13 protein-coding genes are annotated in these 17,249 nt (G+C 61.7%); 11 read left to right on the plus strand and 2 right to left on the minus strand.

The features are described from left to right. From dnaA to L0U81_RS00020, 4 genes are all read left to right on the plus strand, one after another. Positions 1–936: chromosomal replication initiator protein DnaA (gene dnaA / locus L0U81_RS00005; protein ID WP_233799567.1), on the plus strand; the 936-nt coding region annotated here is incomplete at its 5' end. Positions 937–1,211: 275 nt separating this feature from the next. Then, positions 1,212–2,315, plus strand: a complete 1,104-nt coding sequence (dnaN, locus tag L0U81_RS00010; RefSeq protein WP_233799568.1) for a DNA polymerase III subunit beta — start codon at positions 1,212–1,214, stop codon at positions 2,313–2,315. A 114-nt stretch (positions 2,316–2,429) separates the two neighbouring features. After that, the gene (gene gyrB, locus L0U81_RS00015) at positions 2,430–4,901 is read left to right on the plus strand and encodes a DNA topoisomerase (ATP-hydrolyzing) subunit B (RefSeq protein WP_233799569.1); all 2,472 of its coding nucleotides are present in this window, start codon (positions 2,430–2,432) and stop codon (positions 4,899–4,901) included. Between the two features lie 237 nt (positions 4,902–5,138). Further along, on the plus strand, positions 5,139–6,389 hold the full coding sequence (locus L0U81_RS00020) for an IS256 family transposase (protein ID WP_233799570.1): 1,251 nt from the start codon (positions 5,139–5,141) through the stop codon (positions 6,387–6,389). 427 nt (positions 6,390–6,816) lie between these two features. Here L0U81_RS00020 and L0U81_RS00025 read toward each other — a convergent pair whose 3' ends face one another. Beyond that, positions 6,817–7,698: an AraC family transcriptional regulator gene (locus L0U81_RS00025; RefSeq protein ID WP_233799571.1), complete on the minus strand. Its 882-nt coding sequence runs from the start codon at positions 7,696–7,698 to the stop codon at positions 6,817–6,819. Between the two features lie 260 nt (positions 7,699–7,958). On the opposite strand from L0U81_RS00025, the gene L0U81_RS00030 reads away from it, so the two are divergent. Together L0U81_RS00030 and eutC are read left to right on the plus strand one after the other, a co-directional pair. Then, positions 7,959–9,353 carry an ethanolamine ammonia-lyase subunit EutB gene (locus L0U81_RS00030; RefSeq protein ID WP_233799572.1) on the plus strand — a complete coding sequence of 465 codons (1,395 nt, stop codon included), beginning with the start codon at positions 7,959–7,961 and terminating at the stop codon, positions 9,351–9,353. Continuing rightward, positions 9,350–10,141 (plus strand): ethanolamine ammonia-lyase subunit EutC, encoded by a 792-nt coding sequence (gene eutC / locus L0U81_RS00035; protein WP_233799573.1) that lies wholly within the window; start codon positions 9,350–9,352, stop codon positions 10,139–10,141. Before L0U81_RS00030 ends, eutC begins: the two co-directional genes overlap by 4 nt. Positions 10,142–10,164: 23 nt before the next feature. On the opposite strand, the gene L0U81_RS00040 is transcribed toward eutC, so the two are convergent. Then, positions 10,165–12,555, minus strand: coding sequence for a heavy metal translocating P-type ATPase (locus L0U81_RS00040; RefSeq protein ID WP_233799574.1), 2,391 nt, complete (start codon positions 12,553–12,555; stop codon positions 10,165–10,167). A gap of 81 nt (positions 12,556–12,636) precedes the next feature. Here L0U81_RS00040 and cadR point away from each other — a divergent pair, with 81 nt between their 5' ends. The 5 genes from cadR (at position 12,637) to L0U81_RS00065 (ending at position 17,173) form a co-directional block, all read left to right on the plus strand. After that, positions 12,637–13,068: a Cd(II)/Pb(II)-responsive transcriptional regulator gene (gene cadR, locus L0U81_RS00045; RefSeq protein ID WP_090802273.1), complete on the plus strand. Its 432-nt coding sequence runs from the start codon at positions 12,637–12,639 to the stop codon at positions 13,066–13,068. Positions 13,069–13,190: 122 nt separating this feature from the next. Then, positions 13,191–13,391 (plus strand): hypothetical protein, encoded by a 201-nt coding sequence (locus L0U81_RS00050; RefSeq protein ID WP_008918000.1) that lies wholly within the window; start codon positions 13,191–13,193, stop codon positions 13,389–13,391. A gap of 23 nt (positions 13,392–13,414) precedes the next feature. Further along, complete coding sequence (gene dbpA / locus L0U81_RS00055; RefSeq protein ID WP_233799575.1) at positions 13,415–14,818, plus strand: ATP-dependent RNA helicase DbpA; 1,404 nt, start codon at positions 13,415–13,417, stop codon at positions 14,816–14,818. 340 nt (positions 14,819–15,158) lie between these two features. Then, complete coding sequence (locus tag L0U81_RS00060; protein WP_233799576.1) at positions 15,159–16,313, plus strand: pyridoxal phosphate-dependent aminotransferase; 1,155 nt, start codon at positions 15,159–15,161, stop codon at positions 16,311–16,313. Positions 16,314–16,378: 65 nt separating this feature from the next. After that, a complete protein-coding gene (locus L0U81_RS00065) occupies positions 16,379–17,173 on the plus strand; it encodes an ABC transporter substrate-binding protein (protein WP_233799577.1) in 795 nt (264 codons plus the stop codon). The last annotated feature ends 76 nt before the right edge of the window (positions 17,174–17,249 follow it).

Raw genomic sequence — 17,249 nt, forward strand, 5'->3', positions numbered from 1 at the left:
GTCGCTGACAACCCCGGCATCTCGTATAACCCGCTGTTCCTGTATGGCGGTGTGGGTCTCGGCAAGACCCACCTGATCCACGCGATCGGCAACCAGTTGCTGATGGACAAACCCGGCGCGCGGATCCGTTATATCCACGCGGAACAGTATGTGTCCGACGTCGTGAAGGCGTACCAGCGCAAGGCATTCGACGACTTCAAGCGCTACTACCACTCGCTCGACCTGCTGCTGATCGACGATATTCAGTTCTTTTCAGGCAAGTCGCGCACGCAGGAAGAATTCTTCTACGCGTTCGAGGCGCTGGTCGCGAACAAGGCGCAGGTGATCATCACGAGCGACACGTATCCGAAGGAAATCTCGGGTATCGACGACCGCCTGATCTCGCGCTTCGACTCCGGTCTGACGGTGGCGATTGAGCCGCCCGAACTCGAAATGCGCGTCGCGATTCTGATGCGCAAGGCGCAATCGGAATTCGTGAGCCTGAACGAGGACGTCGCCTTCTTCGTCGCGAAGCATCTGCGTTCGAACGTGCGCGAACTCGAAGGCGCGCTGCGCAAGATCCTCGCGTATTCGAAGTTCCACGGCCGCGAAATCACGATCGAGCTGACGAAGGAAGCGCTGAAAGACCTGCTGACGGTGCAGAACCGCCAGATCTCGGTGGAAAACATCCAGAAAACGGTCGCCGACTTCTACAGCATCAAGGTCGCGGACATGTATTCGAAAAAGCGTCCGGCGAATATCGCGCGGCCGCGGCAGATCGCGATGTATCTGGCCAAGGAGCTGACGCAGAAGAGCTTGCCGGAAATCGGCGAGCTGTTCGGCGGGCGCGACCACACGACGGTGCTGCACGCGGTGCGCAAGATCGCCGACGAGCGCAGCAAGGACGCGCAGCTGAACCACGAACTGCACGTGCTGGAACAGACGCTGAAGGGTTAGGCGCGCAGGGAAGCAGGAAAACGGGCAGGGAACAAGCGACCCGGCGGCAACCCGGAGCATGCTCCGCAAAATCGACCTGTTTATTCCCGAACTCGCCCCCATTTTAGTGAGGCGGTCCCGTTTTCAGGCACAATACAGGTTTAACCGCCCGGCGGCCGCGGGCGGATTTCACGCCGTGTCGGGCGCTTTTCGTGGCGCCGGCGGGGAGCCGTGGCTGCACGCTGGAAAGCTTGTCCCGTAAGGCGTGCAGGCCGTTATATCAACGAAGGAACCCTATGCAACTGGTCAAGACCGAACGCGATAACCTCCTTAGGCCGCTGCAAACTGTGAGCGGCATCGTCGAACGCCGCCATACGTTGCCGATCCTCGCCAATTTGCTGATCACCAAGAACGGTCCGGACGTATCGTTCCTGTCGACCGACCTCGAGTTGCAGATCACCACGCGCGCCGATTTCGGCGTGGGCGGCGATTCGGTCGCGACCACGGTGGCGGCGCGCAAGCTCCTCGACATTCTGCGCGCGATGCCCGAAGGTCAGGTCACGCTGACGCTGAACGACAAGCGCCTGACCGTGCAATCCGGCAAGAGCCGCTTTGCACTGCAAACGCTCGCCGCCGACGAATTTCCGACCGTCGCTCAGGCTAAAGACTACGGCGCGAGCCTCGTGGTTCCGCAAAAGACGTTCCGCCAGCTGCTCGGCATGGTCCATTTCTCGATGGCCCAGCAGGACATCCGCTACTACCTGAACGGCATGCTGCTGGTGGTGGACGGCGACCAGCTGATGGCGGTCGCGACGGACGGCCACCGTCTCGCGTTCTCGTCTATGAAGATCGAGGGCTCGTTCGCGCGCCAGGAAGTGATCATCCCGCGCAAGACGATTCTCGAACTGCAGCGCCTGCTCGAAGACATCGACGACACGGTCAATATCGACATCGCGCAGACGCAGGTCAAGTTCACGTTCGGGCAGGTCGAACTCGTGTCGAAGCTCGTGGAAGGCAAGTTCCCCGATTTCCAGCGAGTGATTCCGAAGTCGCACAAGAACAAATTCCAGATTGGCCGCGAAGAACTGCAGCGCTCGCTGCAACGCGCGGCGATTCTGACGTCGGACAAATTCAAGGGCGTGCGCTGCATCGTCGAGCCGGGCCAGTTGAAGATCATGTCGACCAACGCCGATCAGGAAGAGGCGCAGGAAGAACTGGAAATCGCATACGACGGCGACAGCGTCGATATCGGGTTCAACGTCACGTATCTGCTCGACGTGCTCGCGAACCTGAAGGTCGACATGCTGCAAGTGAGTCTGGGTGACGCCAGCTCCAGCGCGTTGATCACGATTCCCGAAAACGAGGAATTCAAATACGTGGTGATGCCGATGCGCATCTGACGCGGCCAACATCAAGAAGAACACCAAGGGGCGCAGCGCCCCTTTGGCGTTTTTATGGCGTTTTGAAAAGTCCAGAGCAGCAACCTTGCAGTAACGCAGAACCGGAAAAAATCCATGACTGAAACGAACAATACGCAGCCCGATAACAGCTACGGCGCCTCGTCCATCCAGATCCTCGAAGGTCTGGAAGCCGTGCGCAAGCGGCCTGGGATGTACATCGGGGATACATCGGATGGCACCGGTTTGCACCACCTCGTGTTCGAAGTGCTCGACAACTCGATCGACGAAGCGCTCGCCGGGCATTGCAACGACATCCAGGTGATCATCCACGCGGACAACTCGATCTCGATCACCGACAACGGCCGCGGCGTGCCCACCGGCCTGAAGATGGACGACAAGCACGATCCGAAGCGCAGCGCTGCCGAAATCGTGATGACCGAGCTGCACGCCGGCGGCAAGTTCGACCAGAACAGCTACAAGGTATCGGGCGGCCTGCACGGCGTTGGTGTGTCGTGCGTGAACGCGCTGTCCGCGTGGCTGCGCCTCACCGTGCGCCGCGACGGCAAAAAGCACTTCATGGAATTCCATCGTGGCGTGCCGCAGAACCGCGTGCTCGAACAGATCGACGGCGTGACCACGTCGCCGATGCTGGTGGTCGGCGACACCGAAAACCGCGGCACCGAAGTGCATTTCATGGCCGACGAAACGATTTTCGGCAACGTCGAATATCACTACGACATCCTCGCGAAGCGGATTCGCGAACTGTCGTTCCTCAATAACGGCGTGCGGATTCGTTTGCTGGATCAGCGCTCGGGCAAGGAAGAGGATTTTGCGTTCGTCGGCGGCGTAAAGGGCTTTGTGGAGTACATCAACAAGAACAAGTCCGTGCTGCACCCGAACATCTTCCACATCATGGGCGAGAAGGAGGGTGTGGGCGTCGAAGTGGCGATGCAGTGGAACGACAGCTACAACGAAAACGTGCTGTGCTTCACGAACAACATTCCGCAGCGCGATGGCGGCACGCACCTTACCGGTTTGCGTGCGGCTATGACGCGCGTGCTGAACAAGTACATTGCCGATCACGAGGTCGCGAAGAAGGCGAAGGTCGAAACGTCGGGCGACGACATGCGTGAAGGGCTGTCGTGCGTGCTGTCGGTGAAGGTGCCGGAGCCGAAGTTCAGCTCGCAGACGAAGGACAAGCTGGTGTCGTCGGAAGTGCGCGCGCCGGTGGAAGAGGTGGTCGCGAAGGCGCTCGAGGAATTCCTGCTCGAAACGCCGGGCGACGCGAAGATCATCTGCGGCAAGATCGTCGATGCAGCGCGTGCGCGCGATGCGGCGCGCAAGGCGCGCGAGATGACGCGGCGCAAGGGCGTGCTCGATGGCGTCGGCTTGCCTGGGAAGCTCGCGGATTGTCAGGAAAAGGATCCGGCGAAGTCGGAGATTTATATCGTCGAGGGTGACTCGGCGGGTGGGTCGGCGAAGCAGGGGCGTGACCGGAAGTTTCAGGCTATTTTGCCGCTGCGCGGCAAGGTGCTGAACGTCGAGAAGGCGCGCTACGACAAGCTGCTTTCTTCCGAGCAGATCGTTACGCTGATTACCGCACTTGGCTGCGGGATCGGCAAGGAAGACTACAACCTCGAGAAGCTGCGCTATCACCGCATCATCATCATGACCGATGCTGACGTCGACGGCGCGCACATCCGGACATTGTTGTTGACGTTCTTCTATCGACAGATGCCGGAGATGATCGAGCGCGGGTATATCTATATCGCGCAGCCGCCTCTTTACAAGATCAAGGCGGGCAAGGACGAGCGGTATCTGAAGGATGAGTCGGAGGTGAACGCTCATATTCTTCGGCTCGCGTTGCAGGGGTCGGAGTTGGTGGCGTCTGAAGGTGCGACTCCGATTACTGGGGATGCGTTGGGTGAATTGGCGCGCGCTTATCTGTTGGCGCAGGCGGTGGTTGATCGTTTGAGCCGGTTGTATGACGCTGGTGCGCTCGAGGCGGTGATGGATGGTGTCGCTATCGATCTCTCCAGCGAGCAGGCGGCCGAGGCTTCGGCTCGCGCGCTCGAAGCGAAGCTGCGGGATGATGCGCTGAAGCCTGAAGTGACCGTTACTACGATGTATGACCCTGTGCGGGAGTTGCGCTCGCTGCGCGTCGCGCGGACGCATCATGGGAATCAGAAGATCTCTGTTATCGATGAAGAGTTTCAGCTGACCGCGGATTATCAGCAGCTCGTGAATACCGCTAATACGTTTAAGGGGTTGATTGGCTCTGGCGCTCTCATCAAGCGTGGAGAGCGGAGTATGGCGGTTAGTGACTTCAAGAGTGCGATGAGGTGGCTGTTGGCGGATGCTGAACGCAATGTTTCCAAGCAGCGCTATAAAGGCCTCGGTGAGATGAATCCTGGGCAGCTTTGGGAGACGACTATGGATCCTGCAGTGCGGCGTCTTCTTCGCGTGCAGATTGAGGATGCTATTGCTGCTGATGGTATCTTCACTACGCTCATGGGGGATGATGTGGAGCCGCGGAGGGCTTTCATTGAGTCTAATGCGTTGAGGGCGGGGAATATTGATGTTTGAGGGTGCATGTAAATAGCCTCGTAACCGCAGAAATTGAGACCCATAAGTTGAGAAGCTTATGGGTCTTTTTTATTGATGGCCCAGATGAACCTGTCCGCATTTTTGTGGGCGATTTGCGAGTCTCGACTTGGAGGTCTGTAGTCGGAGATGCGCGGCCGCGACTGTTTAGATTGTCGCCGCCGAGGGGGCTGTCAGTAATTTCGTGTTCAAGGCATATGATGCTCCCCAGGAGAATATATGCCTCGCAAACCGAAAGCCCCGCCGGCAGACCTGCCGACGATTCCCGCCGAACTGCTTGAGCAGTTCGGCAATGGCCCGATGACGGCCGATGCCATCAATACCGCGACGCTGGCCCTCAAGAAGGCCTTGATCGAGCGGGCGCTGGGCGCCGAGTTGAACCACCATCTGGGCTATCCGTCTGGCGCTGCCAGGCCTGCCGCCGTCACCAACCAGCGCAACGGCACGGGTGCCAAAACGGTCCTGACTGAAGACGGCCCGATCCGCATCGAGGTGCCTCGCGATCGCCACGGCAGCTTCGAACCGCTGTTGATTCCCAAACACGAACGACGCTTTACGGGCTTCGACGACAAGATCATCGCCATGTATGCGCGGGGCATGACCGTACGCGAGATTCAGGGCTTCGTGCTGGAACAATACGGCACCGAGGTGTCGCCCGAGTTCATCAGCTCGGTGACCGACGAGGTGATGAGCGAAGTCACCGCCTGGCAGGCCCGGCCGCTTGACCCGATGTACCCGGTCGTGTTCTTCGATGCGTTGCGCGTCAAGATCCGTGAAGACGCCGTCGTGCGCAACAAGGCCGTCTATCTGGCGCTGGGCATTCTGCCCGACGGCACACGCGACATCCTGGGTCTGTGGATCGAGAACACCGAGGGCGCCAAGTTCTGGATGAAGGTGTTCAACGATCTCAAGACTCGCGGCGTCAACGACATCCTGATCGCCGTGACCGACGGCCTTAAGGGCATGCCCGAAGCGCTGGCAGCCGTGTTTCCGGCCACGACGCTGCAAACCTGCATCGTCCATCTGATCCGCAACAGCCTGGATTACGCAAGCTGGAAAGACCGCAAATCGCTGGCCGCCGCGATTCGCCCGATCTATACCGCTCCAAGCGCGGAAGCGGCTCAGGCCGAACTGGATGCATTTGCCCAAGGGCCATGGGGTCAGAAATTTCCGCCTGTCAGTGCCGCGTGGCGCAACGCCTGGGATCGCGTAATTCCGTTCTTTGCGTTTCCACCGGCCGTACGCAAGGTGATTTACACAACGAACGCCATCGAGAACATCAACTCCCAGTTACGCAAGATCATCAAGACCCGGGGACACTTCCCGAGCGACGATGCGGCAACGAAACTCATCTGGCTGGCGCTGCGCAACATCACCGCCGATTGGGGCCGTGCCGCTCAGGACTGGAAGACAGCCATGAACCAATTCGCTATCCTTTACGCCGATCGATTCGTTCGGCCATCCGTGTGAATCTCAACCCCGCCTTGAACACGGAAATTCTGACACCCCCCCGCCGAGGGGTCCAAATCGTCTCTCCAGCGAGGCCACTTATCCACATCCTCCTCTGGACAACTTTTGTAAAAGCCCCAGAACACCTTGTGGGCGAAACCTTGATAAGACCGCAGCGTTTACAGGTCGACTAAAAATTCTCCCTGGCTCCGTTAACCTGTCCGCCTGCGCTCCCAAGGGTTATCGATTCCGCAGCGCGTTGATCCGTAAACGAACTTCCAAGTTATCCACAGCCGAACGCGTCACTTGTTAACTATTACTACGTATACATACACAAAGACTATAAAAACCAGAGAAGCAGGCCCAAACCCGCGCAACGTATACGCGCACAACAACAGCAACATCGCAGCAAGCAGAGCCAGCAAGCACCGACCGAGCAAGTCGCACCTCACCCCAACGGCAAACAGATCTCCGTAACCAGCTCCGCAGGCGCAGTCTCCTTAGGACTATTCAAATACTCCTCAAACACCGGCGCATCGGCCGCCTCTCTCCCGGACTGCACGAGCCAGGTCCCATACAACCACTCATAAGCCGCCCGCATATCGCTATATGGCCCAACATGCCGCAACACCGCATATTCACCACCGCGTATACGCGTGACAGAAACCTCCCCACCCATCGCAACAGCCGAAGCCACTTCAGCCATCACAGGCCCCGGCAACAACACCCCCGCCTTCGACCGCAAATCCTGCTCCTCAACCACCCCCGGATCATCGAAGTAAACCCCAATCATCCGCAGTTGTCCCGCCAGCAGATTGTGTTTCCCGAGCCAGGTAAACAAAGCATCAAAAGCCTTGCCGATCTGCATATAAGGCCCGACATGATCGACCGACAAAATCTCCATCGGCTCCACATAACGAATCTCCACCTCACGCACCGAAGCCATCTGCCCGTCTCCTGAAAGCGCCGGCCGGAACCGGCAATGCGTGCCTTGCCTGCGATACTGCGCCGGCGGCACACCAAACACCGCACGAAACGTCCGCGAGAAAGACTGCAAACTGCTATAGCCCGAGCGCTCGGCGATCTCGGCAATCGGCATCGAACTGTTCGCGAGAAAACCCGCTGCGCGATGCAGCCGTAAACGCCGCACCGTCGTCGCGACCGTCTCGCCGTACATCGCCTGATAGATCCGGTGCCAGTGATACGGCGACAGACACGCAATTTCCGCGAGCCGTCCGATATCGAGCGGTTCGTCGAGGTGATCGTAGATATGGTCGAGCACGCGCGCGAGCCGTATTTCGTATCGAGCGCGATGGTCTGATTCGTTCATGACTGGACCGCTGAAAATTGGCGCGACAGAATGCGAGCAAAGTATCACGTCGGAGTGTGCCGGCCGTTTACCAAATCCTGCGGAATTGCGACAGACATTGCCCGCCAGCAGCACAGGTAAACAGCCCCAACCCCCGCGAAGTGACGCCTCCGCCGTTTGGCGCTATCGTGTGATGTACACATCCAGCAGCAAGCAGCTTGTAAGCCGCCGTTCCCATTCCTACCCGCGTTCGCGCGAAGTGAAGCGATGGAGCCGCAAATATGAGTTACACCGAGTCGATCGGCAGTCGCACGTACCGCTTCGCCGACCTGAAGACCCTGCTCGCGAAAGCGAGCCCGCAACGCTCGGGCGACCAGCTCGCGGGCATCGCGGCAGCGAGCGAAGAAGAGCGGGTCGCCGCCAAAATGGCGCTGGCACAGGTGCCACTGCGCACATTTCTGAGCGAACCGCTGATCCCGTACGAAACCGACGAAGTCACGCGCCTGATCGTCGACGATCACTCGCCGGAAGCCTTCGCCGAAATCTCCCATCTGACGGTAGGCGACTTCCGCAACTGGCTGCTCAGCACCACAACCGACACCGACGCACTCACCCGCATCACCGAGGGTCTCACACCAGAAATGGTCGCCGCAGTCTCAAAGCTGATGCGCAACCAGGATTTGATCGCCACCGCGCGTAAACGCCCGGTCATCACACGCTTTCGTAACACGGTCGGTTTACCTGGCCGCATGTCCGTACGTCTGCAACCAAACCACCCAACCGACGACGTCAAAGGCATCGCCGCCTCGATGCTCGACGGCCTGATGTACGGGTGCGGCGACGCCCTTATCGGCATCAATCCCGCGAGCGACAATCTCGCCGCGATCACGAAGCTGCTGCTGATGATCGACGAATTCCGTCAGCGCTATGACGTGCCGACGCAATCGTGCGTGCTCACGCACGTGACGAGCACGATCGCCGCGATCGAAAAAGGCGCGCCGGTCGATCTCGTGTTCCAGTCGATAGCGGGCACCGAGAAAGCGAACGCGAGCTTCGGCATTTCGCTCGCGCTGCTGCAGGAAGCGTACGAGGCGGGGCTGTCGCTGCAACGTGGCACCGTCGGTAGCAATCTGATGTACTTCGAAACGGGGCAGGGCAGCGCGTTGTCGGCGGATGCGCATTTCGGCGTCGATCAACAGACCTGCGAGGCGCGCGCGTATGCGGTCGCGCGCAAGTTCAAGCCGTTTCTGGTGAACACGGTGGTCGGTTTCATCGGCCCAGAGTATCTGTACGACGGCAAGCAGATCACACGCGCGGGTCTCGAAGATCACTTCTGCGGCAAGCTGCTTGGCGTGCCGATGGGTTGCGACATCTGCTACACGAACCACGCCGAAGCGGATCAGGACGACATGGACAATCTGCTGACGCTGCTCGGCGTCGCGGGCATCAACTTCATCATGGGCGTGCCGGGCGCGGACGACGTGATGCTCAACTACCAGAGCACGTCGTTTCACGACGCACTGTACGTGCGCGACGTGCTCGGTTTACGGCGTGCGCCTGAATTCGAGGCATGGCTGGAGTCGATGCAGATCATCGACGCACGCGGCGCATTGATCGGTGCGACAGCACGGCAACCGCTGCTCGAAAGCGCGCGCGACTGGATGGGTATCGTATGAGCGAGAACGACGCACTCGACAAGGATCCGTGGAACGTACTGCGCCGGTTTACGCAGGCGCGCATCGCGTTGGGCCGCGCGGGCAACAGCTTGCCGACCGCACCGTTGCTCGCGTTCAATCTCGCGCATGCGCAGGCGCGCGACGCCGTGCATCATCCGCTCGATGCCGACGCGCTTCACGCACAATTGCACGCGCAAGGTTTCAACACGCTCGACGTGCATAGCGCCGCGCCGGATCGCGAGCATTATTTGAGGCGTCCCGATCTTGGGCGGCGGCTGTCGGAAGAGAGTCGCGCGGCGCTTGCGCAACTGCCGACACAATCAAGCGATGTGCTGTTCGTGATCGGCGATGGTCTATCGGCGTTCGCCGCATCGAAGCAGGCCGTACCACTGTTGCAGGCCATGCATCCGAAGCTCGCGGACTGGACCATCGGCCCAGTAGTGATCGCGCGTCAGGCCCGCGTCGCACTCGGCGACGAGATTGGCGAATTGCTCGACGCGAAGATCGTCGTGATGCTCATCGGAGAGCGGCCAGGTTTGAGTTCGCCGGATAGCCTCGGCATCTACATCACGTATGCGCCGAAAACCGGTTGCAGCGACGCACAGCGCAACTGCATTTCGAACGTGCGGCCCGAAGGACTCGACTATGAGCAGGCCGCACACAAGCTGCACTACCTGCTCATGCAGGCGAGGAAGCTGAGACTGACAGGTGTGGGTTTGAAAGACGATAGCGATGAGCTGCTGGCGAGCGCACCGATAAACCCTGCCGTAAGTGATGATTCAGCGTAGGGCGCAACGCGGAAACATCACGCTCATTTCCGCAGCAACCTCAACCCATTGCCCACCACCAGCAGACTTGCGCCGACGTCGGCAAACACCGCCATCCACATCGTGCCGAAGCCCATCAATGTCAGCACGAGAAACACGCTCTTGATGCCGAGCGCCAGCGCGATGTTCTGCACCAGCACCGCGTACGTCGCTTTCGACAAGCGGATAAACGCCGGAATCTTGCGCAGATCGTCATCCATCAATGCGACGTCGGCGGTTTCGATCGCGGTGTCGGTGCCCATCGCGCCCATCGCGAAGCCGATGTCGGCGCGTGCGAGCGCGGGCGCGTCGTTGATGCCGTCGCCGACCATGCCGACGGTCGCGCCATCGGCCGACCATTGCGCGACCGCATCGAGCTTGTCCTCGGGCAACTGATCGCCGCGCGCTTCATCGACGCCGACCTGATGTGCGATCGCCTCGGCGGTGTGGCGGTTGTCGCCGGTCAGCATCGCGGTGCCGACGCCGAGCCGCCGCAGTTCGGCGACGGCGGCTCGGCTCGTCTCCTTCACGGTATCGGCGACCGCGAACAGCGCGAGCACGCGCTGCGCGTTGGCGAGCATGACGACGGTTTTGCCCTGCTCTTCGAGCGCATCGAGGCGCGCTTCGAGTTGCGGCGAGCAGCGGCCCAGCTCTTCGATCAAGCGATGATTGCCGAGCCAGTACGCGATGCCATCAATGTCGCCGCGCACGCCGCGTCCGGTGATCGCTTCGAACGCGTCGACGTGCAGGTGCTCGACGCCGTCGTCATTTGCGGCAGCGGCAATCGCCATCGAAACAGGATGATCGGAGCGGCCCGCGAGGCTCGCGGCGAGCGTGCGGTAGCCAAGGGCGTCGGCCTCGTCACCGACCACCTCAAACTCCGTCTGCACCGGCTTGCCATGCGTAATCGTCCCAGTCTTATCAAGCGCGAGCCGGCTCAGCTTGCGACCCTGTTCGAGGTAAACACCGCCCTTGATCAGAATCCCCTTACGCGCCGCGGCCGCGAGCCCACTGACGATCGTCACCGGCGTCGAAATGACGAGTGCGCACGGACACGCGATCACGAGCAGCACCAGCGCCTTGTACACCCACGCGTGCCACGCTCCACCGAACAGCAGCGGTGGAACCAGAGCGACGGCGAGCGCGATCGCAAACACGATCGGCGTGTAAACGCGTGCGAATTCATCGACGAAGCGCTGCGTCGGCGCCTTCGTGCCTTGCGCCTCCTCGACCGCGTGGATGATGCGCGCGAGCGTCGTGTTGCCAGCCGCGGCCGTTACGCGATAGTCGAACGAGCCCGCCTGGTTGATCGTGCCGGCGAACACGGCGTCGCCGGTCGCTTTGTCGACGGGTAGGCTCTCGCCGGTGATCGGCGCCTGATCGACGCTCGAGCGGCCCGCGACGATCTCGCCGTCGAGTGCGATCCGCTCGCCGGGCTTTACGCGCACCAGCGCGCCGGGCGCGATCGCGTCGACGTGCACCGGCCGCCATGCGCCGTCGGGTTGCTGCACGCTAGCCTCGGCGGGGGTGAGCCGCATGAGTCCTTCGATCGCGTTGCGCGCGCGGTCGAGCGAGCGCGCCTCGATCAGTTCGGCGATCGTGAACAGCACCATCACCATCGCGGCTTCGGGCCACTGGCCGAGCAGCGCCGCACCGGTCACGGCGATGCTCATCAGCGCGTTGATGTTCAGGTTGCCGTTGCGCAGCGCGACCCAGCCCTTGCGATAGGTCGTAAGGCCACAGGAGGCGATCGCGACGATTGCAAGACCCGCCACCACCCAGCCGGGCGCGCCGAGCCAGCCAGCGGCCTCTGAGGCCGCGGCGATGACGCCGGCGACGATCAGGGGCCACCAGGGCTTGTGTACGGCGGCAACGGCCGCGATGGTCGTGGCATCGCTGGCATCGCTTGCCAGTTCGGGCGTGAAGTCGAGCGAGCGCAGTGCGGCGAGGACCGTTTCGAGCGCATCGGGCGCGTGGACGACGGTCAGCACGCGCTGCATCAGGTTGAAATCCATGCTGCGTACGGCAGGTATGTGACCGAGTTTCTTGCGGATCAGCGCTTCCTCGGTCGGGCAGTCCATCTGCAGGATGCGGATCGCGGTGCGCAAATCGTCGCCTACGGCCTCGGAGGCCGGCAGGCGCAGCGGGGGCGGCGCGAACGCGGCGGGGGCGCAACAGGCGCCGTCGGCGTGATCGCGGGCATGGCCGCGATCGTGGTCATGCTCGTGGCCGCCGTGATGATCGTGCCCTTCATGGCCATGCGAATGCCCGCACGCCCCACCCGTACCCCTGCCGTGATCATGGTCGTGCCGCGCATCAACCTCCCCGCAAGCCCCTTGCGTACGGGCTTCTTCCAGTTCTGGACGATCGGCGGCAAAACGGCTGGTTTCAGGCATTGGTGGCTTCCTCGTGCAATTTGTGGTCTAGTAAACACCTTGAAGCCACTACAAGGTCAAGGCCGCGTGGAGGAAAGGTCCATGAAAATCGGCGAACTGGCGAAAATCGCCCATTGCACGACGGAAACCATCCGTTTCTACGAAAAAGAGCGCCTGCTGCCCGAGGCGGAGCGCACCGAAGCCAATTACCGCAGTTACACGGCGAAGCACGTCGAACGCTTGCGTTTCATCCGCAATTGCCGCGCGCTCGACATGACCCACGACGAAATCCGCGCGTTGCTGCGTCTGACCGACGCGCCGGCGAACGGCTGCGGCGGCATGCATACGCTGGTCGACGAGCACATCGCGCACGTCGACACGCGGATCGAAGAGCTGCAGCAGCTGAAAGCGCAGCTGACGACGCTGCGCGACCAATGCCACGGCGAGCATCCGGTCGAAGACTGCGGCATCGTGCACGGCCTGACCGACATGGATGTGGCCGTGCCGCGTCCGCGGCATACGCATCTCGGCTGACGCCGGGCCGGCCGTCGTGCGCCATCGCGTCACGACGCGGCGCTGGCGCGGCAACCTCATACACGGCAAGGCCGCACGCGCGACCTTGCCGATCGATCATCGAATCCAGTTGGAGAATCAACGTGTTCACCTGTAGAAACCAGTCCTGCGGCGCGCAGTGGGAGCAATCCGACGTCGTCATCAAGAACGAAGGGCAGGGGCTCCTGTTCCGCTGCCCGCTATGCGGCGCGCGCAATTACGTCGAGCGTTTCGACGGCGACGACGGCGAGGTGCTGTACGAGCAACTGCCGGGCCGCCCCGATCAGGGCCCGATGGCCGAGTAACCGCGATTCCTGCAGACGACCCTATGAACAGTCCCACCTCCGCCGGCGCCGCATTTAGCGAGCTGCCGCTGCCGCCCGCGACACTCGCGAACCTGACGCAGCTCGGCTACGTCGAGATGACACCGATCCAGGCCGCGAGCCTGCCGATTGCGCTTGCCGGTCAAGATCTGATCGCCCAGGCGAAAACCGGCAGCGGCAAGACCGCGGCGTTTTCGCTGGCGCTGCTCGCACGCCTTGACGCGCGCAAGTTCGACACCCAGGCAATGGTCCTGTGTCCGACGCGCGAACTCGCCGATCAGGTCACCCAGGAAATCCGCCGCCTCGCGCGCGCGGAAGAAAACATCAAGGTGCTGACCTTGTGCGGCGGCACGCCGATGCGTCCGCAAACGGCGAGCCTCGAACACGGCGCGCACGTCGTGGTCGGCACGCCAGGCCGCATCATGGATCACCTCGAACGCGGCAGCCTCGCGCTGCAATCGCTGAACACGCTCGTGCTCGACGAAGCCGACCGCATGCTGGACATGGGTTTCTTCGACGACATCGCGAAAGTCGCAAGGCAATGCCCGAAAGAGCGCCAAACGCTGCTGTTTTCGGCGACGTATCCTGAAGGCATCGTGAAGCTGAGCCAGCAGTTCCTGCGCAATCCGAAGGAAATCAAGCTCGCCGAGCGGCACGACGACAGCAAGATCCGTCAGCGCTTCTACGAAGTGGCCGAAGACGAGCGTCTGCACGCGGTCGGTCTGCTGCTGAATCACTATCGTCCGGTCAGCACGATCGCGTTCTGTAACACCAAGCAGCAGTGCCGCGATCTGCTCGACGTGCTGCGCGCGCAGGGCTTTCATGCGCTGGCGCTGCATGGCGAGCTCGATCAGCGCGAGCGCGATCAGGTGCTGATCCAGTTCGCGAACCGCAGTTGCTCGGTGCTCGTCGCGACCGACGTCGCCGCGCGCGGTCTCGACATCGCTCAACTCGAAGCCGTGATCAACGTCGACGTGACACCGGACCCGGAAGTGCACACGCACCGCATCGGCCGCACGGGCCGTGCCGATCAGGAAGGCTGGGCGCTGAGTCTCGCGAGCATGGATGAGATGGGGCGCGTCGGCGGCATCGAGCAGGCGCACAAGCGCGACGTCGAATGGCACAAGCTGGCCGAGCTGAAGGCGGCCAGTAACGACCCGCTGCTGCCACCGATGGAAACGCTGCAGATTCTCGGCGGTCGCAAGGACAAGATCCGTCCCGGCGACGTGCTCGGCGCGCTGACCGGCGACGCCGGTTTCGCGGGCTCGCAGATCGGCAAGATCAACGTGACCGACATGTCGACCTATGTCGCGGTGGAGCGCAGCATCGCGCGCGAGGCTGTACGCCGGCTCAGCGCGGGCAAGCTGAAGGGCCGCAAGGTCAAGGTCCGTTTGATGGACGAAGCCTGATTCACCCGAGGCTGCGGCTTTTTGTGCTCCGAATTCGAAGAGCACTGACTCGCGAAACGGCCGCATCCGCGGCCGTTTCCGCAAGCGGGCCGCTTAGCATCACATTTCTTCATACCTACGCGGTTTCCCGCATTCCCCGAACTCCCCGCAAACCATGATCCCGCCAGCTTTGCCAGATGTGGAGCGCCCTCGCGCGAGCCATGACGAAAACGCATGCGGCGTATGACAAAGTTTCGATTGTGAGCGTTCTTTGGCTGATGCCTAATCACCGCACCGGAAGGAACGCCCCGCCGCCGCCGTTCGCGCGGCCGCTGGCGGCTGAAGAAAGGGAGAAAGTCTTATGCAGAGCGCCACGCAAGCCCGCTCGAAACTGCCGGACGTCGGCACCACCATTTTTACCGTGATCGGCCAGTTGGCCGCGCAACACGATGCCTTGAACCTGTCGCAGGGCGCGCCGAATTTCGCGCCGGACCCGAAGCTCGTCGAAGGCGTCGCGCAGGCGATGCGCGCAGGTCATAACCAGTACGCGCCGATGGCCGGCATCGGCGCGCTGCGCGAAGCGCTCGCCGACAAGGTCGAAACGCTGTACGGCGTGCGCTACGATCCGGCCAGCGAAGTGACCGTGCTCGCGAGCGCGAGCGAGGGGCTCTATTCGACGATCAGCGCGCTCGTGCATCCAGGCGACGAAGTGATCTATTTCGAACCGTCGTTCGACAGCTACGGCCCGATCGTGCGCTTGCAGGGCGCGACGCCGGTCGCGATCAAGCTGTCGCTCGATCACTTCCGCGTGAACTGGGACGAAGTTGCCGCCGCGATCACGCCGAAGACGCGCATGATCATCGTCAACACGCCGCACAATCCGACCGCGACGATTTTTGGCGACGCCGATATCGAGCGGCTCAAAGCGATCACGCGCAACACCGACATCGTGATTCTGTCCGACGAGGTCTACGAGCACGTCGTGTTCGACGGCGCGAAGCATCAGAGCATGGCGTGCCATCGCGAGCTCGCGGAGCGCAGTGTGATCGTCTCATCGTTCGGCAAGTCGTATCACGTGACCGGCTGGCGTGTCGGCTATTGCCTCGCGCCCGCCGCGCTGATGGACGAGATCCGCAAGGTTCACCAGTTCATGGTGTTCTCCGCCGATACGCCGATGCAGCACGCGTTCGTCGACGCATTGGCCAATCGCGACAGCTATCTCGGCCTGTCGGACTTCTATCAGAAGAAGCGCGATCTGCTCGCGTATGCGCTGCGCGAATCGCGCTTCGAGCTGTTGCCGAGCGAAGGCAGCTTCTTTATGCTCGCGCGGTTCCGCGGCTTTTCCGATGAAAGCGACAGTGATTTCGTGCTGCGCCTGATCCGCGATGCGCGCGTCGCGACGATTCCGTTGTCGGCGTTCTATACCGACGGCACGGATTCCGGGCTGATTCGCCTGAGTTTCTCGAAGGACGACGCGACGCTCATCGAAGGCGCGCGGCGTTTGTGCGAGATCTGAGTGCGCGACCGCACACGCGAAGTCGCCGAAGTCATGAAAGTATTCGAAGAAAGAAGGGAGATGTTATGAAGTTGCTCAACTGCCTGTTGGCGCTGGCCTGCGCAGGCGCGTCGCTCGCAACAGCGTCCGCCGCAAGCGCCGCCGATACCACGACGCTGCGTTTCGGCCTCGAAGCGCAGTATCCGCCGTTCGAGTCTAAAGGGCCGAACGGCGAACTGCAGGGGCTCGATATCGACGTGGGCAATGCGGTCTGCGCGGCCGCGCATATGACGTGCAAGTGGGTCGAAACCTCGTTCGACGGCCTGATCCCCGCACTGCAAGGGCGCAAATTCGATGCGATCAATTCGGCGATGAACGCGACCGAACAGCGTCGCCAGGCGATCGACTTCACGACGGTCGTCTATCGCGTGCCGTCGCAGCTGATCGCGCGGCGCGACAGCGGTCTGCTGCCGACGCCCGCGTCGCTGAAGGGCAAGCGCGTCGGCGTGCTGCAAGGGTCGATCCAGGAGACCTTCGCAAAGGTGCATTGGGAACCGCTCGGCGTGATCGTGCTGTCGTATCAGGATCAGAACCAGGTCTACGCCGATCTGGGCGCGGGCCGTCTCGATGGCACGCTGGTGCTCGCGCCCGCCGGACAAACGGGGTTTCTGTCGAAGCCCGACGGCAAGGACTACGCTTTCGTCGGCCAACCGGTGCGCGACGACAAGATTCTCGGCAGCGGCATCGCATACGGTATTCGCAAGGGCGACACTGCGCTGCGCGATCAGTTGAACGCCGCGATCGCAAAGGTGCAAGCCGATGGCACCGTGAAGACGTTGGCCGCGAAATACCTCGGCAATATCGACGTGAGCGCGAAGTAGTCGCGTAGCGTCGGGCAGGCGGCGCCGCGCGTTGGCTTGTTGCGCGTGCGTTTGATGGCTACGATACGTAGGCTTC

It is taken from the genome of Paraburkholderia sp. HP33-1 (genome assembly GCF_021390595.1).
Classification (GTDB): domain Bacteria; phylum Pseudomonadota; class Gammaproteobacteria; order Burkholderiales; family Burkholderiaceae; genus Paraburkholderia.